Annotated in this window: 20 protein-coding genes and 1 other RNA gene; 11 read left to right on the top strand and 10 right to left on the bottom strand. The window is 65.5% G+C overall.

Annotated features, from left to right (window positions below; translation table 11 throughout):
- Nucleotides 1–2 precede the first annotated feature (2 nt).
- The 3 genes from GM910_RS22950 to GM910_RS22940 all read right to left on the bottom strand — a co-directional run bounded on the left by GM910_RS22950 (nt 3) and on the right by GM910_RS22940 (nt 2,460).
- Nucleotides 3–200, bottom strand: coding sequence for a hypothetical protein (locus GM910_RS22950; protein ID WP_159592014.1), 198 nt, complete (start codon nt 198–200; stop codon nt 3–5).
- A gap of 207 nt (nt 201–407) precedes the next feature.
- Nucleotides 408–2,042, bottom strand: a complete 1,635-nt coding sequence (locus GM910_RS22945) for a chloride channel protein (protein ID WP_159592011.1) — start codon at nt 2,040–2,042, stop codon at nt 408–410.
- Nucleotides 2,043–2,049: 7 nt separating this feature from the next.
- The gene (locus GM910_RS22940; protein ID WP_159592032.1) at nt 2,050–2,460 is read right to left on the bottom strand and encodes a thioesterase family protein; all 411 of its coding nucleotides are present in this window, start codon (nt 2,458–2,460) and stop codon (nt 2,050–2,052) included.
- A 239-nt stretch (nt 2,461–2,699) separates the two neighbouring features.
- On the opposite strand from GM910_RS22940, the gene GM910_RS22935 reads away from it, so the two are divergent.
- Nucleotides 2,700–4,121 (top strand): FAD-binding oxidoreductase, encoded by a 1,422-nt coding sequence (locus tag GM910_RS22935; RefSeq protein WP_159592008.1) that lies wholly within the window; start codon nt 2,700–2,702, stop codon nt 4,119–4,121.
- Nucleotides 4,122–4,275: 154 nt separating this feature from the next.
- Nucleotides 4,276–8,118 carry an AsmA family protein gene (locus GM910_RS22930; RefSeq protein ID WP_159592029.1) on the top strand — a complete coding sequence of 1,281 codons (3,843 nt, stop codon included), beginning with the start codon at nt 4,276–4,278 and terminating at the stop codon, nt 8,116–8,118.
- A gap of 15 nt (nt 8,119–8,133) precedes the next feature.
- Here the strand turns inward: GM910_RS22930 and GM910_RS22925 are convergent, their stop codons facing one another.
- The 3 genes from GM910_RS22925 to GM910_RS22915 all read right to left on the bottom strand — a co-directional run bounded on the left by GM910_RS22925 (nt 8,134) and on the right by GM910_RS22915 (nt 9,713).
- Nucleotides 8,134–8,361, bottom strand: a complete 228-nt coding sequence (locus GM910_RS22925; RefSeq protein WP_159592005.1) for a ribbon-helix-helix domain-containing protein — start codon at nt 8,359–8,361, stop codon at nt 8,134–8,136.
- Nucleotides 8,362–8,364: 3 nt separating this feature from the next.
- On the bottom strand, nt 8,365–8,913 hold the full coding sequence (locus tag GM910_RS22920; protein WP_159592002.1) for an SspB family protein: 549 nt from the start codon (nt 8,911–8,913) through the stop codon (nt 8,365–8,367).
- 113 nt (nt 8,914–9,026) lie between these two features.
- On the bottom strand, nt 9,027–9,713 hold the full coding sequence (locus GM910_RS22915) for a TetR/AcrR family transcriptional regulator (RefSeq protein WP_159591999.1): 687 nt from the start codon (nt 9,711–9,713) through the stop codon (nt 9,027–9,029).
- Between the two features lie 163 nt (nt 9,714–9,876).
- Here GM910_RS22915 and GM910_RS22910 point away from each other — a divergent pair, with 163 nt between their 5' ends.
- A complete protein-coding gene (locus tag GM910_RS22910) occupies nt 9,877–11,082 on the top strand; it encodes a multidrug effflux MFS transporter (protein ID WP_159591996.1) in 1,206 nt (401 codons plus the stop codon).
- Nucleotides 11,083–11,115: 33 nt separating this feature from the next.
- On the opposite strand, the gene GM910_RS22905 is transcribed toward GM910_RS22910, so the two are convergent.
- Nucleotides 11,116–11,679: an AAA family ATPase gene (locus GM910_RS22905; RefSeq protein WP_159591993.1), complete on the bottom strand. Its 564-nt coding sequence runs from the start codon at nt 11,677–11,679 to the stop codon at nt 11,116–11,118.
- A gap of 108 nt (nt 11,680–11,787) precedes the next feature.
- Nucleotides 11,788–12,156: a transfer-messenger RNA gene (ssrA, locus tag GM910_RS22900) on the bottom strand.
- A 144-nt stretch (nt 12,157–12,300) separates the two neighbouring features.
- On the opposite strand from ssrA, the gene GM910_RS22895 reads away from it, so the two are divergent.
- The 7 genes from GM910_RS22895 (at nt 12,301) to GM910_RS22865 (ending at nt 18,454) form a co-directional block, all read left to right on the top strand.
- Nucleotides 12,301–12,612: a DUF2853 family protein gene (locus GM910_RS22895; RefSeq protein ID WP_159591990.1), complete on the top strand. Its 312-nt coding sequence runs from the start codon at nt 12,301–12,303 to the stop codon at nt 12,610–12,612.
- Nucleotides 12,613–12,923: 311 nt separating this feature from the next.
- A complete protein-coding gene (locus GM910_RS22890) occupies nt 12,924–13,718 on the top strand; it encodes a thymidylate synthase (RefSeq protein ID WP_159591987.1) in 795 nt (264 codons plus the stop codon).
- 39 nt (nt 13,719–13,757) lie between these two features.
- The gene (locus tag GM910_RS22885) at nt 13,758–14,258 is read left to right on the top strand and encodes a dihydrofolate reductase (protein WP_159591984.1); all 501 of its coding nucleotides are present in this window, start codon (nt 13,758–13,760) and stop codon (nt 14,256–14,258) included.
- A gap of 190 nt (nt 14,259–14,448) precedes the next feature.
- Nucleotides 14,449–15,579, top strand: a complete 1,131-nt coding sequence (gene hflK / locus GM910_RS22880; protein ID WP_159591981.1) for an FtsH protease activity modulator HflK — start codon at nt 14,449–14,451, stop codon at nt 15,577–15,579.
- Nucleotides 15,579–16,556: a protease modulator HflC gene (gene hflC, locus GM910_RS22875; protein WP_159591978.1), complete on the top strand. Its 978-nt coding sequence runs from the start codon at nt 15,579–15,581 to the stop codon at nt 16,554–16,556. Before hflK ends, hflC begins: the two co-directional genes overlap by 1 nt.
- 57 nt (nt 16,557–16,613) lie before the next feature.
- Nucleotides 16,614–16,799: a DUF2065 domain-containing protein gene (locus tag GM910_RS22870; RefSeq protein WP_159591975.1), complete on the top strand. Its 186-nt coding sequence runs from the start codon at nt 16,614–16,616 to the stop codon at nt 16,797–16,799.
- A gap of 131 nt (nt 16,800–16,930) precedes the next feature.
- Nucleotides 16,931–18,454 (top strand): DegQ family serine endoprotease, encoded by a 1,524-nt coding sequence (locus GM910_RS22865; protein WP_159591972.1) that lies wholly within the window; start codon nt 16,931–16,933, stop codon nt 18,452–18,454.
- Between the two features lie 137 nt (nt 18,455–18,591).
- On the opposite strand, the gene GM910_RS22860 is transcribed toward GM910_RS22865, so the two are convergent.
- Both GM910_RS22860 and serB read right to left on the bottom strand, forming a co-directional pair.
- On the bottom strand, nt 18,592–19,158 hold the full coding sequence (locus tag GM910_RS22860) for a GNAT family N-acetyltransferase (protein WP_159591969.1): 567 nt from the start codon (nt 19,156–19,158) through the stop codon (nt 18,592–18,594).
- Nucleotides 19,155–20,042 carry a phosphoserine phosphatase SerB gene (gene serB, locus GM910_RS22855; protein ID WP_159591967.1) on the bottom strand — a complete coding sequence of 296 codons (888 nt, stop codon included), beginning with the start codon at nt 20,040–20,042 and terminating at the stop codon, nt 19,155–19,157. The genes GM910_RS22860 and serB overlap by 4 nt, the downstream gene beginning before the upstream one ends.
- Here serB and miaA point away from each other — a divergent pair.
- Nucleotides 20,041–20,952, top strand: a complete 912-nt coding sequence (gene miaA / locus GM910_RS22850; RefSeq protein WP_159591964.1) for a tRNA (adenosine(37)-N6)-dimethylallyltransferase MiaA — start codon at nt 20,041–20,043, stop codon at nt 20,950–20,952. The two genes, serB and miaA, sit on opposite strands and share 2 nt — an antisense overlap.
- The last annotated feature ends 154 nt before the right edge of the window (nt 20,953–21,106 follow it).

Below are 21,106 nucleotides of genomic sequence, written 5' to 3'. Positions count from 1 at the left end.
GCCTAGGGGCAGCCCCGCGCTTCCTGTGCTCGGCGCAGGATTGCACGCGCGAAGACGAGGTCGATGGGGATAGGGTCGCGCTGCGTCTCGATCTGGTAAAGCTCCTCGTCCAGCGCCTTCAGGGCGCGCCAGACCTCGTAGTCGCTTACGCTCGCGTCACGGGCAAGCCTCTCGGACATCCGTTTCACATCGACCTTCAAGACTGTCTCCCTGGTGCCGCCGGGCGGTGGGCGAATCAATTTGAGCGTTGGGAGAATTCTGAAACGCCTACCGGGCGCTTCAAGGAAGGGCGGGGCGGTAAGCTGTGCAAAGGAGGTTGTGGTTAAGCGCCGGTTAACAGGCTCATTGTCTTGTCGCAATTCCGGACGGAAAACCGGTTGCCACTTTTCCTGAATTGCTCTGGGACCTCAGCGATGCTCTTCCTCGCTGAGCTGCACCAGCGCCTTGTTGAAGGAGCGCAGCGCGCGGATGTGGGTGGCGAAGGCGATGATGCGGGTCTCGTCCTTGGGGTCGACCACGGGTAGCCGGGTGTGGCCGCTCTGGTCAAAGGCGCGCAGGGCCGCTTCCAGTGTGTCCGTGGGCTTGAGCGCGGGCGTATCTTCCTGTGGATCGTGGCGCTCCGGTTCGGCGTCGTCGGCCAGCGGCTCCATGAAGTCCATCACGCGGGTGACCTGGCCGAGCGCGCGATGCGGGCCTTCCTGGATGAACAGGCCGCGCATTTCCAGCTGCCAGTGGAACCAGGAGTGGCCGTGGATCGCCTGGGTGATGCCGTGGGCGACGGCGACGGTGAGCAGGAGAGCGATGGAGAGCGTGTAGCCGCCTGTCAGCTCGAAGACGATGAGCGTGGTCGAGATGGGCGCGCCGAGGACGGCGCCGGCGACCGCGCCCATGCCGAGGATGGCATAGAGGCCGCCGCTCGAGGCCATGTCGGGGAAGACGGAGGCGGCGATGACGCCGAAGGAGCCGCCGGTGAGCGCGCCGAGATAGAGGGCCGGCGAAAAGATGCCGCCGCCGAAGCGGGCGCCAAGCGTGATCGCCGTGGCGATCGTCTTCACGACGATCAGCATTAGCATCGTGATGAGGGGCAGCCGCTGCCACAGCGCCATATCCGTTACCTCGTAGCCGACGCCCAGCACCTGCGGGAAGACGAGTGCGATGGCACCGACCAGGACGCCGCCGGCCATCGGCTGCAGCCATAGCGGGATGCGTGTGCCGCGTGCCGTGAACTCGGCGATGAACAGCGCCAACTGGAACAGGATGGCGACCACCGCCGCTGTCACGCCGAGCAGAACGAAGGCGGGGAACTCCCAAAAGGATGTGATCGCATAGTGGGGGACGAGGAAGGCCGCCGCATTGCCGAACCAAAGCCGGGAGGCCACGCCGCCCGCCGTCGAGGCTATGACGATGGGCACGAAGGAGCGCATGGCGTAGTGGCCGAGGATCACCTCGTGGGCGAACAGAACGCCGGCGATCGGCGCGTTGAAGGAGGCGGCGATGGCGCTCGCCACGCCGGCACCGAGCAGCGTGCGGCGGCACCATTCGGGGAGTTCGGCGCGCCCGCCGATGGCGGTGGCCAGCACGGCGCCCAGATGCACCACCGGCCCCTCGCGCCCGGCGCTGGCACCGGATCCCAAGGAGAGCGCGGTAATGAACGCGGAAAGCAGCCCGTCGCGCAGCGAAAGCTTGCGGCCGGCGAGCGCCCGCGCTTCGATGACATCGGCCACGGCACCCGTGCGCCGCGCCCTGAGCCCGATGAGAAGCAGCCCGACGAGAAGCCCGCCGACGACGGGGCCGGCCATGATCCAGTACCAGGGAAGCGTGACGGCGTTCGAATAGACACGTTCGGAGCGGGTGCCGAGCCAGGGAAGCTGAAAGATGCCGATCAATTCGCGGAAGACGATAGCGGCGATGGCCACGCCGATGCCGATCGCCAGCGCGATCAGCCAGACGAAGGGCTGGCGCGTCTCCATGAAGGCGCGCAGGTTCGGCTCGACCCAGGAGACGACGACGCGTGGAAGCCGGGAGACAAGCCGCGGCGCCATCGGTCCGTCAGGCCCGCCGGCGGATGGCGATGGCGCGGCCGGCACGCTCGGGCGCGGGCAGGCCGGCATGGGCCGCGGCAAGCCGCTCCACCTTCTCCATCACGTCCGGAGGGAACGGGGCTACTTTCGGGCCGCTCATGTCCACATGCAGTGTAAGGCATTCGCATGTGGCGGCGAGCCAGCCGTCCACATGGCGGATCTCCTGAAAGGAGCGCAGCCGCTTCTCGTCATGGTCGAGAAGCTGCCAGGAGACGGTGACGCGGTCGCCCAGATGCAACTCGCGTACATAGCAGATGTGGACTTCGGCCGAGTAGGTGGTCAGCCGGCGCGCCTTCGCATAGTCCGGCCCCATGCCGAGCGCAACGGAGACCTCATCGAACGCGCGATCGAACAGCACCGCGTAATAGGCCATGTTCATATGGCCGTTGTAGTCGATCCAGCCTTCCTCGACGTCGAAGACACTGGAGATATGCGGTCCGCCCACCCGTCTTGCTCCTTTCCCTTGCAATGCCGATCAACACTGGGCCGATCAACACTGGGCCGATCGCCACTGGACCGATCGCCACTGGACAATGCGACGATTTGCTGGAGACTCGGGATAGAAACGGAAAGCCTTTTGCTCCACAAGGGCGGGAGGCGGATTTTAGGAGAAAAAACATGGCCGTGGCGGCGGTGGCGAAGATCGAGCGCAACGAAAGCGGGATTTCGCGGGTGCTGGAACAGCTCGGCGCGCGCTTCGGCGAGCGGCTGCAGACCGGGCAGTCCCTGCGCGAGCAGCACGGCCACACCACCACCTACATCCCGAATCAGGCGCCGGATGGCGTGCTCTTCCCCGAAAACCTCGAGGAGGTGCAAGAGGCTGTGCGGATCTGCGCGGAGCACCGCGTGCCGGTTATCCCCTTCGGCGTCGGTTCCTCGCTGGAAGGGCACGTCAACGCGCCGGCCGGCGGCATATGCCTCGACATGGCGCGTATGAATAGGGTGCTCGCCGTCAACCAGGAGGATCTCGACTGCACGGTGGAGCCCGGCATCACGCGTGAGGAATTGAATCACTATCTGCGCGACACCGGCCTCTTCTTCCCCATCGATCCCGGCGCAAATGCCAGCCTCGGCGGCATGGCGGCGACACGGGCGTCCGGCACCAACGCCGTGCGTTACGGCACGATGCGGGAGAACGTGTTGTCGGTAACGGCGGTGATGGCGGACGGCAGGGCGGTGACGACGGCGCGGCGGGCGCGCAAGTCTTCGGCCGGCTACGACCTGACGCGGCTCCTCGTCGGCTCGGAAGGCACGCTCGGCGTCATCTGCGCGCTGACGCTCAAGCTCTACGGCATCCCCCAGGCGATCTCCGGCGGCGTGTGCCCGTTCCCGAGCGTGGAGGCCGCCTGTCAGGCGGTCATCACCACCATCCAGATGGGTATCCCCGTTGCCCGCATGGAACTCGTCAACGCGCTCGGCATGCAGGCCATCAACCGCTATTCCAAGCTCGATTATCCGGAGACACCCTGCCTGTTCCTCGAATTCCACGGTACGGATGCCGGTGTCGCCGAGCAGGCGCAGATGTTCGGCGAGATCGCGGGCGAGTTCTCGGGCGGCCCCTTCAACTGGGCGCGCGAGGCGGAGGAGCGCCAGAAGCTGTGGAAGGCCCGGCACGACTTCTATTGGGCGGGCTTCACGCTGAGGCCCGGCACGAAGGCACTGGCAACGGACGTGTGCGTGCCCATCTCGCGGCTTGCCGAATGCATCGTCGAGACGGAGGCCGACATCGCGGAGACCGGGCTGATCGCGCCCATTGTCGGCCATGTGGGGGACGGTAATTTCCATGTCACCGTGCTGATGGACATGGAGGACAGGGAAGAGATCGCCCGCGCGGAAGGATTCGTCTCGCGTCTCAACAGGCGGGCGCTTGCCATGGAAGGCACGTGCACGGGCGAGCACGGCATCGGGCAGGGCAAGATGCGCTATCTGGAGGAGGAGCATGGGGCGGAGGGCGTGGACGTCATGCGCGCCATCAAAAAAGCGCTCGATCCGCTCAACATCATGAATCCGGGAAAGATCATCGGGATCGTGGGCGAGTAACCGGGGTGCTGGCCACTTTATGGGCATCGAGGTCGGGTAACCTGGCGGAAAATGCTTTCGCCCCTTCGCGCCTCCTCCGGCCGGCAGGCGGGCTCGGGGCGACATAGGGCGCGGAACGGCAATGGAAGCCCCCACGCGCAAACGGAGGTGAAAACTGGCGCGGCTCTTCGTCATTATTGGCGGTCTTGTGGTGCTGGCGCTGACGGCGGCGCTGGTGGCGCCCTATTTCATCAACTGGACGAACTACCGCGACGATTTCGAGCGCGAGGCCGGCCGCATCCTCGGCCGAGAGGTGCGGGTGGAAGGCGCGGCGCGAGCGCGGCTTCTGCCTTTTCCCTCCGTCACCTTCACCGATGTCGTGGTTGCCGGGGGACAGCCGGGCGAGGCGGCCATGACGATCGACGAGTTCTCCATGGACGCGGAACTGGCGCCGTTCCTCTCCGGCGAGCTTCTGATCTTCGATATGCGGCTGGTGCGGCCGAGCGCCAGCCTTGAGATCGGCCCCTCGGGGAGTATCGACTGGGCTATGCGTCCGTCATCGCCCTTCGATCCGCACCAGGTGACGCTGGAGAAGGTAACCATCAGCGACGGCATCATCGCCATCCACCAGCAGGCCAGCGGGCGCACCATCCAGCTCAGCGACATCGATACCGAGCTTTCGGCACGCTCGCTGGCGGGCCCCTGGCGGGTGAATGGGGCGCTCGCCGTCGACGGCATGCCCGTGGCGCTTTCCGCCTCCACCGGAACGGTGAGCGAGGAGGGGGGTATGCGCGTGCGGATTTCCGCTGAACCGCGGGACTACCCGCTGTCGCTGGAGACGGACGGTCAAGCGCAATTCGTGGAAGGCGAGGGGCTCTACGCCGGCACCTTTCGCCTGCGCACAGTGCGGCCCGAAACACGAGATGCGGCCGATGCCCCTGCGCAGGCCGACAACCCGGGCAATCGGGTCACCGGCCGCTTCGCGCTCAACCATGAGCGGCTCGAGGTGGAGGAGTTCCGCTTCGAGACGGGGCCGGAGGTCAACCCCTATATGGCCGAAGGCGAGGCGGTGGTGGAATTGGGAGCCGAACCCTCCTTCTCGATCACGGCCGACGGCGCCCAGATCCGCTTCGGCGGACCGGAGGAGGAGGGTGGCGCGATGTCGGGCCTTTCGGCCGACGAGCGTTTCGCCGCGCTCACCGGGTTCGTCACGGGCCTTCCCAAGCCGACCATTCCCGGCGTGATCGCCGTCAATCTGCCCGCCATCGTCGCCGGCGACACGACCATCCGCGATATCCGCGTTCGCGCCGAGCCGGAGGAAAGGGGCTGGAAGATCGATTCGCTTGCCGCCACGCTGCCCGGCCGCACGCGCTTCGAGGGGGAGGGCCTGCTTGCCACCGCTGACGACCTCGCCTTTAACGGCAACCTCGTGCTCGCGGTGGGACAGCCATCGGGTTTTGCCGCCTGGCTCGCCAAGGACGTGGACGAGGTGATTCGGCGCCTGCCGGCGGCCGGCTTCAGCGCCGACGTGGCGCTGACGGCGGAGCGGCAGCGCTTCGACGATCTGGAGCTCATCCTGGGCGACGCCCGCTTTCGCGGCGTCGTTGACCGACGAAGCCCTGCCGACGCGCGACCCTCCTTGGCGTTGTCGCTTACCGGCGACCGGCTGGATGTCGACGGAATGCGGGCTTTCGCCTCGCTCTTCGTCGACGCGGCAGGCCGCAACCGGCTTGCCGACCATGACGTCGATCTGGAGGTCGTCGCAGGGCCCGTCTCAGCCGAGGGGCTGACGGCGGAACGGCTGGATACCGCACTCCGCCTGAGGGCCGGCGAACTGGAGATCGACCGGCTGACAATCGGCGGTCTGGCAGGGGCCAATATCAGCGCCACGGGCCAGATCAGCGGCATCGGTGAGGCGCCCACAGGCAGGTTGGACGCGGCGGTTGTGGCGGTCGACCTGGCGCCGCTGGTGGGCCTTTTTGCCGAGCGCTTTCCCGACAACCGGCTGTTGTCCGCGCTCAACCGGAGTGCTGCTTTCTATCCCGGCCTGCTGGAAGATGCGGAATTGGATATCGTCGCCAGCGCGACCGACAATGGCGGCGAATCCGCGGGACTTGCGGTGAGCGCGAAAGGGGAGGCGGGCGGCACCGTCTTCAGCCTTTCCGTCTCGGGCGAGGGCGCGTTGTCCGAGGCTGACGAGGCAAGGTTCACCACCAATTTCACCGGGCGCAACGAGGAGGCGGCATCGCTCTATGCGCTCTTTGGCCTGCCGGCCTTGCCGCTGGGCCTTGCGGGTGCGGCGGAAGCGGAGCTTTCGGCTACCGGCACACTCGCAGGGGGGCTGGAAACCGCCTTCCGTTTTTCCGGTGAAGGATTTTCCGCGCGCTTTAAAGGCGATGTCACACCGCAGGACGAGGATGTCTCCGTCCTCGGGAGGGCGCAGCTTGAGGCCGATGACCTTGAGCCGTGGCTTGCTGCCGCCGGCATCTCGCTGCCCGGTTTCGGCTACGGACTGCCGGCGAAGCTTGCGGCCGATATCGACTATGGCGAGGGCCTCGCCGTCGTCAGCGGCGTTGCCGGCAGCGTCGCCGATAGCGTCGTCAGCGGCGATCTCAACGGCACGCTCAGGGATGGCAAACCGCATCTCACGGGCGCGCTGCGTCTGGGCGCACTCGACCTGGGCTTGGCGGCGGAGATGGTGGTGGGCAGCGCGGCCTTCGGCGGCGACGGCGATGCCTGGCCAGAGACACCTTTCCAGCAGGGCGTGAGCGCGCCGTTCTCCGCCGATGTGGAGCTTGCCGCCGAGACGCTGTGGCTCGGCAATGCGGCGACGGCGCAGGAGGCTTCGCTGCGGTTGAGGCTCGATGCGGACGGGCTTGCCGTCTCGGGCCTTTCGGCGAAGCTTCTCGGCGGCACGGTCGAAGGCCTTGCCGAGCTCTCCAACAACCAAGGCACCGGCCTCTTTAGCGCCCAGCTTGCCCTTAGCGACGCTGCACTGCAGACGCTCCTGCCGGGGGCGGGTATTGCCGGAAACGCCGACCTCAGCGCCAGCCTGACGGCCAACGGCAAATCGGTGAACGGGATGGCCGCGTCGCTTGCCGGCTCCGGTTCGGCGGCGCTGAAGGACCTGGCGATCAACAAGCTCGATCCGCGGGCTCTGCCGAAAATCCTGGCGCGCGCCGATACCCTTGGTGCCGAGATCGACGCTTCACAGGTCGCGGATTTTGCGCCGGAGCTCGTGCGTGGGGGGCCATTCCGGGCGGGCGCTGCCGAGCTTGCCTTCTCGGTCGCCAACGGCGTGGCGCGCACGCCGCCCGTGCAACTGTCAACCGAGGGGGCGCTGATGAGCGCGGAAGCTGCCGCCGACTTCCGCGACCGGACGGTCTCGGCCTCCGGCAGCCTCACCTACGAGGCGGGGCGCGAGGCAGTGGCGGGGTCCGATCCGATGGTGCGTTTCGCCGCCCAGGGGCCGCCGGGCGCGGCGGAGTTCCAGCTCGACATCGAGCCCTTGGCGCAGTTCCTCACCCAGCGGGCGCTGGAGCGCGAGCAGGCGCGGGTCGAGCACATGCAGGCGCTGCTGCTCGAAGGTCAGCGCCTGCGCCGGGAGATGCGTTATTTCGCGGCGTTGGAGGCCGAACGCGCAGCGGAGGAAGCCGAGCGGGTCCGCCTGGAGCGCGAGGCGGAACGGCAGCGAAAGGCCGCGGAGGAGCGCGCACGGCAACAGCAGGAAGCGGAAGCGCGCAGGCGTCAGGAAGAGGAGGCACGCCAACGTGCGGAAGAGGCGCGGCGGCTGGAGACCGAGAGGCGGGCGGCGGAAGAGGAGCGCCGCCGGCGCGAGGTGGCGCCGCCAATGGACGGCGGCTCAGGCTCCGCAATCGAGCGCACACCGCTTTCCCCGCCCGTGCAAGAGCCGGAGGAGAATCGCTCTAACGGCGGCGGCGAGCCACGTTCGGAACCGGTGTTCCGCACGGAGGATTTGACGGTGGAAAGGCTGTTGGAGCTGCTCGGGCCGCGGTAGCGGACACACCTCCCGCTACATTCTATCCGCCTCCCGCTTCACTTCGACGAGCACATAGAGCCTCAGCGCCGAGGACAGGTTGGTGTCGCCTGTCCGCGCGGCGTCGATCTTGACGATAAGGGCGGCGAGGGAGAGGTCGCGCTTGCGGGCGAGACGCTCAAGCTCCCTGTAGAAGGCGTCTTCGAGCGAAAAGCTCGTCCGGTGGCCGCGGATGGTCACCGAGCGTTTTTGTGGAGGTGCCACCGGCTATTTCTTGCGGAAAGCGTCGAGCGATACGACGTCGGCGCCCTTGGCTTCATCCTTCTCCGCCTCTTCAGGCTTCTCTTTGCTCTTGGAGACAGCGCTCTTGGCGGGGGATTTGCTTTTGGCGACGGAGCGCGGCCGGGCCTTGCCCTCCGATGCTGCTTCCTCGGGTTCGGCCTCAGGCTCGGCGTCCGGCTTCAGATCGTCGAACTCCATCTCGAAATTCGCCGAGGGGTCGTAGAAACCGCGCACGGCGGAGAACGGGACTTCCAGCTTCTCCGGCGTGTCGGCGAAGGACAGCACCACCTCGAAGCCTTTCTCGCTCACCTTCAGGTCCCAGTACTGGTACTGGATGACAATGGTCATCTGCTCGGGGTAGCGCTCCTTCAGACGGCTGGAGATGCGCACGCCCGGTGCGCCGGTCATGAAGGTGATGAAGAAATGGTGGTTGCCGGGAAGGCCGGCGCGCGCGGTCTCCTGCAGCACCTTGCGCATGACGCCGCGCGCGGCCTCCTGGACAAGAATGTCGTAGCGGATGCGGTCGTCGGGCATGGGCGTGGCAGATGTCCTCAAATCGTGTGGCAGTCTTACCGCCTAGCTCTAATCAAGCTTCGCGCGGTCGTAAACCGGATAAAGGGCATCGTTTCAAGAAGGAAAGGAGAGGCTCAGGCCTCATGCACCTCTTCGAGCGCATTGGCGGCGACTTCACACTTGCGGCCATAAGCGCGCAGGAAGGTGCGCACCGCGCGGGCCGCGCTCGCCGACTGCTCCTCTTCGCTCAGCGTCTCGCCGAACAGCCACGGGATGTGGAGGTCGACGTTGACCAGGGCGAGGAACTGCCGTGCGGCGAGGTCGGGATCGTCGATGTCGAGATGCCCGGCAAAGGCCAGCCGCGCGAAACGCGCGGCAAGCGCCGACCAGACCCTGCCGGGACCTTCCCTGCGCCAGGTCTCGAAGAGCTCGGGATGGCGCTCGCCCTCGGCATGGATCAGCTTCGCCAGGAACCTGCCGTCGCGACCCCATATGCAGCTCTTGTTGAGCCGCATGGCGAAGACGGTAAGATCGGCTTCCAGATCTTCGGGATTGTCCGGAAAAGTGCTGAGTACGGAGAAGGCGCGCGCGTTGCAGCGCTCCGTGATGTCGGCCACGACGGCGGCGAACAACTTCTCCTTGTCGCCATGATGATTGTAGACCGTCTGGCGCGAGACACCGGCTTCGGCGGCCACCAGATCTATATTGGCTCCCGCGAATCCCTCGCGGCAGAACACCGCCGCCGCTGCGTCAATGATCGACTGCCGTTTGGCCGGATGCCCGCGTGGCGGGAGTATGTCAGGAGACGTACGGAACTTCATGCAAACTATATAAGCCTGATTGACGAATTAGACAAGACTGTCTAAAAAGTTAGGCATCTTTTGGAGGAGCCGGCTCGGGAGGACGTCGGATTCTCCGCATGCGCAGCGTCCTTAAGGTGAACGCCCCGACGGCGGACGCCTTATTTTTTGGAAAGATGAAGCCATGACCGTTGCATTCCTCCGTATTGCCATCGTGCTTGGTCTTTTGACCGCCGTGGGTCCGTTCGCCATCGATATGTATCTTCCCGCCTTGCCGTCCATCGGCGCCGATCTCAATGCCGGCACGGCGGCCGTGCAGATGAGCCTTCTGGTATTCTTTCTCGCCATGGGCTTCGCGCAGATCGTCGTCGGTCCGATTTCCGACATGGTCGGTCGCAAGGCGCCGCTTTATCTCGGCCTCGTGCTGTTCGTCATCGGCAGCGTCGGCTCGGCGCTTGCAGCCGATATCGAATGGCTGATCGGCTTCCGCTTCGTTCAGGGTCTGGGTGCTTCCGCCGGCATGGTAGTGCCGCGCGCGGTGGTGCGTGATCTGCACACCGGCGTGGAAGCGGCAAGGCTGATGTCGCTTTTGATGCTGGTGTTCTCCATCTCGCCGATCCTGGCGCCGCTCACCGGCAGCGTGATCATCGAGGCGTTCGGCTGGCGCGCCGTCTTCTGGGCGGTGACGGTTGCCGCCGTGCTCGCGACCGTGCTGCTTGCGACGGCGCTGAAGGAGACCAGGCCGCGGGAACTGCGCGTCGGCAGCTCGTTCGGCAGCGCGCTTGCCGGCTACCGCTTTCTGATGGGGAACGCCAAGTTCCTGGGGCTTTCCTTGATCGGCGGCTTCGGTATCGCCAGCTTCTTCGTCTATCTGGCCTCGTCCTCCTTCGTGCTGATCGACCACTACGGCCTGTCGCCGTCGCTCTACAGCGTGTTCTTTTCCATCAATGCGGTGGCCTTCTTCGCCATGTCGCAGCTGACGGGGACGCTGACGGAGCGATTTGGCCTCAGGCGCGTGGTGCGCGTTGCGGTTGCCGGTTTCGCCACCTCCATGGTCACCCTTCTGGCGGTCATGGCGTCGGGCTTCCAGCCGCTGTGGGTCATGGCGGCGCTGCTGTTCGTCGGCTACGGCTTCCTCGGCCTCGTCATCCCCTCCACCTCGGTGCTGGCGATGGACGACCATGGCGAGATCGCCGGTACGGCCTCTGCGCTGATGGGCACGCTGCACTTCGCCACGGGGGCGGTCGCCATGGCGATCGCCGGGCAGTTCTTCGACGGGACCCCGCTGCCGATGGTCACCGGAATCGCCGCCTGCGCGGTGATCGCCCTGGCGATGACGCAGATTACGCTCGGGCGCGCCCGCGAGGCAGCCCCGGCAGCCGCCGAATAGCGATGAAGGGGCGCGGACGGCCGCGCCCTTTCTTCACGGCCGGTACGCTGCCTCAATGGCGGCAAGCACGAAATCCCGGCGTTCCTCGACCGGCGCCGGCGGTACGTGCACCGGCGTGTAGTCCGCTTCCTCGTAGGCCGCGCGCATAGATTCGTAGGTCCGCTCGGCCTCCTCGATCGTCTGCTTCCGCTCATCGTCCTGAACGTAGATCTCCGGCCAGGGCGGGAGGATGAAGACGGTCTTGTGGTAGCGGAACATTTCCGCTGCCTTGCGCATATGGAGCGGCAGGGGCAGGCCGATCAGCCGAAAATAGCCGATCAGATCAGGAATGCCGCGGTCGAACAGGTGGATGCCGCCGGCCGCACGGGCCGCCTCGTAGGAGCGCAGTTCCCAGGAGAGCATCAGTTCCGCATAGAGCGCCTGATCGCGGTCATGTCCGGCCAGGCCGCCGATGGCACGCTGGGCCCGGATGATGGCGCGGCCGGCCTCCGGAGCGACCGCAAGGCCGGTGCGCCGCAAGGCTTCGAGAAGGGTCGTCTTGCCGGCGCCGGGGCCTCCGGTGACGACGAAGAGATTGTGCGTATGGCACGGCAGCATGGATGGTTCTCCACTGGAAATGGCATGCGCCGGCGGACCATGCGACGAGCATCGGCCACGCCGAGGCGTTCGGTCGATTGCGGGATGGGAAGATTTTGAGGGGAGGGAAGTGGAGGCTTCTGTTGCCAGGTGCCTCCGAACCCCGCTCAGACCTGCGACGGCCTGAGGCTTGAATTGAAGCTATCGCACCGCTTACGCGGCGAGACGTGCTTCCGCATAGTTGTCGTTGGCAACTATAAGTTTAGCCCGATAACGGTGGTACCATGCCGAGCGAAAGTCCGATCTTTACACCCTCGTCGATCCTGTTTCGCCCCCATCAGAAGCCGCCCTTCGCGTCACTTGGGCCGGCGGTTTCTGGTGGAGGCGCCGGGTACCGCCCCCGGGTCCGAATGGCTTATTCCATCGGCCGTTTATCGCCATAGTCAGCACGAGGCTGACGCGCCCAATATAGGCGTGCGAATGCGGCATTGGAAGGGCGGGAAGGCGAAAACCCAGTTGTTTTTCGTTGACTTGGCCCAGCGTATTCCGGATGGTTTCATTGGCGGGGGCCGCCATGGTGCGAGGGGCATGCTCCAAGTGCCGAGGGGGAGGGGCATCGTTAGCTTCAGGAGGGTGCAGACCATGGCTGACTATCTCGCCGACGTTCAGAAATACGACGCGACCGCCACCGCCGAAACGGTCGACAAGATCGTCAAGCATCTCGGCATCGCGCTGCGCAACCGGGACTCCTCGCTGGTGTCCTGCAGCGATCCGGATGAACTCGCCCGCGTGCGCGAGAAATGGTGCAAGAAGAAATTCGGCGAGACCGACAGCGCCCGGTGCGACTCCATCATCGAGATGGTTTGCGAGACCATGGCCGGCGACAATTCCAAGAGCCGTGTCACCTTCTACTATCTGGTTGCCAAGCATTTGGGAAAGCTTACCGCACTTTAGGGTGTGCCGATATTCAGTCCACGGCGGGCTGCAAATGGCGATTTTCTGCGCTTCCGGCCTTCGCCGGCCGAAGCCTTCACGAGCGCCAGCGCTCCAGGAAGGGCTACGGCCGGCATAGGCCGGTGCTCATGTACCCGTATGTACACTGCGCTCCGGTTTTCGAAGATCGCCATTTTCGCCTCGCCCTGGTCTGAATCTCAACACACCCCAGGCGGTATTATCGCGGGGCCGAGATGGCGCAGGCGTTTCGCCGTGCGCCCGTTCGTCCTAATATGGGCTCGTGAAACAACCCGATTCGGCCCCGCTTCCCAATGCGCCAATATCTTGATCTGCTTGCTCATGTCCTTAAGAACGGCGTCGACCGGGACGACCGCACCGGCACCGGCACGCGTGGCGTCTTTGGCTATCAGATGCGCTTCGACCTGCAAGCGGGCTTTCCGGTCACCACCACCAAGAAGCTGCATCTGAAATCCATCATCCACGAGCTTCTGTGGTTCCTCAAGGGCGACACCAACATCCGCTACCTCAACGAGCACGGGGTCACCATCTGGGACGAATGGGCGGATGGGAACGGCGATCTCGGCCCTGTCTACGGTGCGCAATGGCGCTCCTGGCCCGGGCCCGACGGTGGGCACGTCGACCAGATCGCGAATCTTCTCAAATCCTTGCGGGAAAATCCTCACTCGCGCCGTCATGTGGTGACGGCATGGAACCCGGCGCTGGTCGACGAGATGGCGCTGCCGCCCTGTCACTGCCTGTTCCAGTTCCATGTGGCCGAGGGGCGGCTTTCCTGTCAGCTTTACCAGCGCTCGGCCGACATCTTCCTCGGCGTGCCCTTCAATATCGCTTCCTACGCCCTTCTGACGATGATGGTCGCCCAGGTGACCGGGCTTGAGGCTGGCGACTTCGTCCACACGCTGGGGGACGCGCATCTGTACCAGAACCACTTCGAGCAGGCGCGCGAGCAGTTGAAGCGCAAACCCAAGCCGCTGCCGCAAATGTGGATCAACCCGGAGGTCGATGATCTCTTCGCCTTCCGGTATGAGGATTTCCGGCTGGAAGGTTACGTGGCCGATCCGACGATCCGTGCGCCGATTGCCGTGTGAAATGGCGGTTTCGGCAGACAAAGGAGCCTGGAGCAGGGCATGAAGATCGTCCTTGTCGTCGCCATCGCGAAGAATGGCGTCATCGGCCGGGCAGGCGGGCTGCCGTGGCGCCTTTCCACCGATCTGAAACGCTTCAAGGCGCTCACCATGGGCAAGCCGGTTATCATGGGGCGCAAGACCTGGGAGAGCATCGGCCGGCCGCTGCCGGGACGCCTCAACATCGTCATCTCACGCGATCCCGCCTATTCAGCGGAAGGGGCAGTGACGGCGGGTTCGCTCGACAAGGCGCTGGAAGAAGCACGGGCGCGGGCGGGCGACGCAGAGGAAATCTGCGTCATCGGCGGCGGCGAAATCTACCGCCAGGCGCTGGCCCGCGCCGATATGCTCCACGTCACCCATGTCGAAGCCGAGGTCGAGGGGGATGCCACCTTCGCCGAGATCGACCCCGATCTGTGGCAGGTTGTCTCAAGCGAAGCCGTTCCGGGGGGCGAAAAGGACATTTACCCGACGCGCTATGTCGTCTACCAACGGCGTCAGTAGCGAGGAGCCTTAAATTTCGGCTCTTTGAAGCGGAGGAGAACGGTCCAGCCCGCTGAGAACAGCGCATGGCGGCGCAAAGCGGCGTCCGGATGGATGCTCCCTCGCGTTGAAAGGGTGCGTCTTGCTCCCTATAACAGAACGCAGGGGAACGTCGGCGCGTGGCCGGCGCGCTCAAGGAAAAGGAACGATAATGCCCTGGAACAATCAGAGTGGCGGCGGCCCGTGGGGCGGCGGAAACGGCGGTGGACCGTGGGATCAGGGGCCACGCGGGCCGGGCGGACCGCAAGGTTCGCCTCCCGATCTTGAGGAGATCATCCGGCGCGGCCAGGACCGGCTGAAGCGCGCGCTGCCCGGCGGCGGCGGGCCGAGCCCGGCGATGTTCGGCCTGATCGCCCTGGCGCTGCTGGGATTATGGCTTTTCAAATCCGTCTACACGGTGCAGCCGGACGAGCTCGCGGTCGAACTGCGCTTCGGCAAGCCCAAGGCCGAGCTTTCCGAGCCGGGTCTGCATTTCCATTGGTGGCCGGTCGAGACGGTCGAGAAGGCGTCCATCGCCGAGCGACTGGTGGACATCGGCGAAATCCGCGGCGGCAGCTCCTCGGGCCTCATGCTTTCCGGCGACCAGAACATCGTCGACGTCAAGTTCTCCGTCGCCTACCAAGTGGCCGATCCTGCCGCCTATCTGTTCAACGTGGATGATCCGAACGGCATGCTGCGACAGGTCGCCGAAAGCGCCATGCGCGAGGTGGTGGGCCGGCGCCCGGCGCAGGACATCTTCCGCGACGACCGCCAAGGCATCGCCGAGGACGTGCGCGCCATCGTCCAGTCGGCGCTCGACGAATACGGTGCGGGCCTGGCGGTCAATGCGTTGTCGATCGAGGATGCGGCCCCGCCGCGCGAGGTGGCCGACGCGTTCGACGAGGTGCAGCGCGCCGAACAGGACGAGGACCGTTTCGTCGAAGAGTCAAATCAGTATTCCAACCAGCAGCTTGGCCAGGCGCGCGGCGAAGCGGCGGGAATCCGCGAGGCGGCCGCCGCCTACAAGAACCGCGTCGTGCAGGAGGCGGAAGGTGAGGCGCAGCGCTTCGTCTCCGTCTACGATGAATATGCCAAGGCACCGGAGGTGACGCGCAAGCGCCTGTTCCTGGAGACGATGGAGAATGTGTTGCGCGGGTCCAACAAGGTGATTGTCGAGCAGGGAAGCGGGCAGGGCGTGATCCCCTACCTGCCGCTGCCCGAATTGCGCGGGCGGGCGCAACCCCCCTCTGTCCAGAACAACCCGGCGCAAATCGGCAGCCAGGCGCAAGGGGGAAATAACTGATGTTGAACCGTCTTCCCTTCATTGTCGTTCTCGCCGTCATCGTCCTGTTCCTGGGCTTTTCCTCGATCTTTGTGGTCAACGAGCGCGAGCAGGCCATCGTGTTGCGCTTCGGCGAGATCGTGAAGGTCGAGCGCGAGCCCGGCCTCTACTTCAAGCTGCCGTTCGCCTTCGCCGGCGCCGACAATGTGCAGATCATCGAGGATCGGGTGCTGCGCTTCGATCTCGATGATATCCGCGTCCAGGTGTCGGGGGGCAAGTTCTACGAGGTCGACGCCTTTGTCGCCTATTCGATCGAGGATGCGCGGCGTTTCCGTCAGACGGTCTCCGGCAACCTGACGCAGGCCGAGCAACGGCTGAGAACCCGCCTCGATGCCGCACTCAGGCGCGTCTACGGCCTGCGTGGCTTCGAGGCCGCTCTTTCCGAGGAGCGCGGCTCGATGATGCGCGAGGTGGCGGAGGGCCTGCGTCCCGCCGCTGCTTCTCTGGGCCTGCAGATCGAGGACGTGCGCATCCGCCGCACGGATCTCACGGCGGAAGTCTCGCAGCAGACCTACGACCGCATGAAGGCCGAGCGCCTGGCCGAGGCCGAGCGCCTGCGCGCCCGCGGCCGCGAAGCGGCGGCGCGCATCCGCGCGCGCGCCGACCGTGAGGTGGTGGAGATTCTCGCCGCAGCGCAGCGTGAGTCCGAAATCCTGCGAGGCGAAGGCGAGGCTGAGCGCAACGCGATCTTCGCAGACGCCTTCCAGCGCGACGAGGAGTTCTTCGATTTCTATCGCTCGATGGCGGCCTATCGTCAGGCGCTCGACCCAGCTGGCACGACCATGCTCCTGAGCCCGGACACGGAGTTCTTCCGCTTCTTCGGTAATGCCCAGGGTCTGGGCACAGACCAGGCGCCGAGAGATGAGGACGCGGGGCCGCTGACGGGCGCGGTAGAGACGCCGGCGCCGGAAGGCCCGCTGCGCGAAGCCGCGCAGTAGCCGGAGCGTGCCCATGGGGCGAAGCATGACAGCGGCAAGACGATGTGGGCAGAGGCGGTGAGCGACTTCCTCGCCGCCCTCGGCCTCGTCCTCGTTTTCGAAGGGCTGCTTTATGGTGGACTGCCGCGATTGGCGAAGCGCTTGGCGGCCGACGTGATCGACATGCCGGAGGGCGCGATGCGGGGCGTCGGCCTGGTGGTGATGGCTGCCGGCGTTCTCATCGTCTGGCTGGTGCGCGGCTGACACAGGTTTTTGTACGGCATGTGAGGCTTTGGAGGCTGGCGGAGCGTCCTTTTAAGGTTATATCTCGTCGCAAACACGCCTCATTCGCGCCGGATCGTACGGCCCTGATCGGACCAGCGGGAGATTGCCAGATGCCTTTGCCGAAATCGCTTCGTGCCGTGTGCCGGCTGCTGACGGCGGGCGCCCTTGCTGCCGTCGTCTTTGGTGTGCCGGCGTCCAGCATCGCGCAGACGCCAGCGCCGGAGGGACAAATGTCCACGCCTGCTCCGCGGACACGTGGGCCGGCCTCGGTCGCCGATATGGCCGAGCGATTGCTCGATGCGGTGGTCAATATTTCCACCACCCAAAACGTATCGCGGCGCGGTCCCGGGCGCGTGCCGATGCCACAGCTGCCGGAAGGGTCGCCTTTCGAGGAATATTTCGGCGAGTTCTTCGGTGACCAGGATCAACAGCCGCAGATGCCCAATCCCGGCTCCTCGCTTGGCTCCGGCTTCGTCGTCGACGCCGAGGAAGGCATCATCGTCACCAACAACCACGTGATTACCGGGGCCGCCGAAATCATCGTCAATTTCGCCGACGGTGAGACGAGGACGGCGGAACTGATCGGCGTCGACACGAAGACCGACATCGCCGTGCTCAAAATCGATCCGGAGGGCAGGGCCCTTCAGGAGCTGCAATTCGGCGATTCGGAGGCCATACGCATCGGCGATTGGGTGATGGCCATCGGCAATCCTTTCGGCTTCGGCGGATCTGTGACCGTCGGCATCGTCTCGGCGCAAAACCGACAGATCGGCTCGGGACCCTATGACGATTACATCCAGACCGATGCAGCCATCAATCGCGGCAATTCCGGCGGCCCGCTCTTCAGCATGGACGGCGAGGTCATCGGCATCAACACCGCCATCATCTCGCCCACCGGCGGCTCCATCGGCATCGGCTTCGCAATCCCGTCGAACCTCGCGGTGAACGTGGTCGGTCAGCTGCGCGAGTTCGGCGAGACCAGGCGCGGCTGGCTCGGCGTGCGCATCCAGCCGGTGACGGAAGAGATCGCCGAGAGCCTCGGTCTCGACGAGGCCAGCGGCGTGCTGATCAGCGGTATCGAAAAGGGCGGACCCGCCGACAATGGCGTGCTGCAGGCGGGCGACATCATCGTCGGCTTCGACGGCAGGAAGATAAAGGATGTGCGCGAGTTGCGCCGCATCGTCGCAGAAAGCCCGGTAGGCAAGAAGGTCGATGTCGAGATCCTGCGCAAGGGCGAGGAGCAGACTGTGCAGGTGGAGCTGGGCCGCCTGGAGGAGGACGAGGACGTCGCGTCCGCCACGGAGGAGGAGAGCGAGGAATCAGCCCCTGTCGCCACCGCCAAGGTTCTCGGCATGACCATCGCCGAGCTCGACGAGGAGGGCCGCAGCGAGTTCGGGCTCGCCGAGGACGTCAACGGCGTGCTGGTGTCGGAGGTGGAAGATGGATCGGTGGCCGCCGATCAGGGCGTGCAAGCAGGGGATGTGATCGTCGAGATCGCCCTGCAATCGGTATCCGCCCCGCAGGACGTTCTGGACCAGATCGACAGCCTGAAGGAGCAGGGCCGCAAGAATGCCCTGCTCATGTTGGCCTCGCCCTCGGGTGAGTTGCGCTTCGTGACGCTGCGGATGGATTAGGTTTTTTTCCTCGTGGTGAATGTCTAGTTTTACAGTCCGATTGCCGCCGCGACCTTTCGCGCCCCTTCTGTCCGGCCCTTCGACAAAGCTCAGGACAGAGAGGGGCGTGAAGGGCGCGGACCATCTTGATTTCCAATTTACACCTGTGAGCCCGACCACTCATCCCGCGTTATGCGATAGAAGACGTGGCGCTTCAGATGGGGGTGGGTGTCGGGCACCGAGGGGTGGTCGAAGTCGCGTTCTGGCAGCGCGCGCATGCCGATGCGCTTCATCACGGCAACGGAGCGCATGTTGTTCCAGACGGCGAAGGAGACGATCTCCTCGAGCCCAAGCGTCTTGAAGCCGAAATCGAGCCAGGCCTTGGCGGCTTCCGTCACGTAACCCTTGCCCCAGAATTCAGGCGCCAGCCGCCAGCCGATCTCCACCGTGCCAGGCGGCAGCGAGGAGATGCCGGTGGTCTGGTGCAAGCCGACAAAGCCGATGCACTCATCGGTTTTTCTCAGCTCCGTTGCGCAGAAGCCGAAGCCACGCTCGGCGATATCCTTGCGCAGCCAGTCGAGAAAGGCGTCGGAGGCCGTGCGATCGCGCCGGAAGGGGAAGAATTCCATCACCCGGTCGTCCGCGTTGATACGGTGGAAGAGCGCGCGGTCGCCGTCAGCCCAGTTGCGGATGATGAGACGGCTCGTCGCGATGATCGGCGTCACTGAGCGAACTCCTCGCGGCGGTATCCTTGCAGATAGAGGAGGGCGGTGAGGTCGCCATGATCGATGCGGATGCCGGCCTCGGCCGCCACGGAAGGTTTGGCGTGCAGCGCCACGCCTGCGCCGGCAAGACGCAGCATGTCGAGATCGTTGGCGCCATCGCCGACGGCCATCGTCTCGCTCAAGTGCAGCTTCAACCTGGCGGTGATTTCAACGAGCGCGTCGGCCTTCGCCTGGCGGCCGAGAATGGGTTCGGCGACGAGGCCGGCGAGCCTGCCGTCCTGCTCGATCAGCCGGTTAGCGCGGTGCTCGCGGAAACCAAGTATGGACGCGATGCGGCCGGTGAAGATGTCGAAGCCGCCGGAGACCAGTGCCGTGTAGGCGCCGGCCGCGTTCATGGTCGCCAAAAGCTCGCGCCCGCCGGCGGCGAGCGTGATGCGAGCCTCTATCACGCGCTCGATAACCGTCATTTCGAGGCCCTTGAGCAGCGCCACACGCTCACGCAGAGCCGGCTCGAAGGCAATCTCGCCATTCATGGCGCGGCTGGTGATGGTGGCGACGTCTTCCTTGATGCCGATCTCATCGGCCAGTTCGTCGATGCATTCCTGGTCGATCATGGTGGAGTCCATGTCGGCGATCAGCATCTTCTTCCTTCTTCCCTCGGCCGGCTGCACGGCCACGTCCACGGGCAGGCTCTCGAGCACGGCGCGCGCGATGCGCTCGGCTGCATGCGCGTTGAGGCCTTCGGGCAGCGCGATATCGCAGGCGACGTCGGCGGCAAGCCACTCGAAGCGGCTTGCACCGAGCGCCCGGGTTATCCTATTCGCCGTGGAACGGCTCAGCGAGCGAGCCTTGGGATTGGAGATAAGGGTTGCGACAAGGGTCATGGGAGGGTCCGCTGCGGCCGGCCGGAAAATCGTGCTGAAAGGTGCGACCCTGATAGCCGGCCCCACGGCGAGCGGCAAGTCGGCGCAAGCGCTCGATATCGCAAGACGTTCGGGCGGGGTGATCGTCAACGCTGATTCCATGCAGGTCTATTCCGTCCTGTCGCTGCTGACGGCGCGGCCGAGTGCCGAAGACCTTGCCGTCGCGCCGCATCGCCTCTACGGCCATGTGCATCCGGGCGCGCCGTACTCCACCGGACAGTGGCTGCGCGACGTGGAGGCCCTTTGCGACAGTGAAGAGCTTGACGGGCGGCCGGCGATCTTTGTCGGTGGCACGGGGCTTTATTTCCGTGCCCTGACGCAAGGGCTTTCGCCCATGCCGGACATTCCGCCCACCGTCCGCCGGCGCTGGCGGCAGCGCCTTGCGGAAGAAGGGGCGGCGGCATTGCATGAAGTGCTTGGCCGATCCGACGCGCAAGCGGCGGCACGCATCCGCCCTTCCGACGGGCAGCGCATCGTGCGGGCGCTGGAGGTGCTGGAGGCTTCGGGCAAGCCGCTCGGTGCGTGGCAGGCGGACCGCTCCCCGCCGCTGGTGGACAACGCCACGGCGCGCAAGCTAGTGCTGGAGCCGGATCGTGAGGCGCTGGCCAGCCGTATCGACGATCGCTTCGACCGTATGATGGAGGCCGGCGTGCTGGAGGAGGTGAAGACACTGCTGAGCCTCGACCTACCCGCCTCCATGCCGGCGATGAAGGCGATCGGCATGCGCGAGCTTGCCGCAGCGCTCGGCGGCCAAATGACCCTGGAGGAGGCCGTCACGCGGGCCAAGGCGGCGACGCGGCAATACGCCAAGCGGCAGATGACGTGGTTCCGCCATCAACTCGGGCCGGAGTGGCAGCGCGTGGCGGTGTGATATCCACGCCTTGGCTGCACCACCCCCGAATTTTGATATTTCCTGCGAATCCGCGCCTGCCAGTTATGGCCTGCCCCCTGGAAAGTGGTCCTCCCTGAAGTAGGCTATTGAGCCGTAGAGAGGACGTTGGAATGCCCCAGAAGAAGCACAAGCC

Source organism: Chelativorans xinjiangensis (genome assembly GCF_009812055.1).
GTDB classification, from domain to species: domain Bacteria; phylum Pseudomonadota; class Alphaproteobacteria; order Rhizobiales; family Rhizobiaceae; genus Chelativorans; species Chelativorans xinjiangense.
Note: the sequence above shows the minus strand (reverse complement) of the source record. Positions and strands in the feature narration are given on the sequence as shown.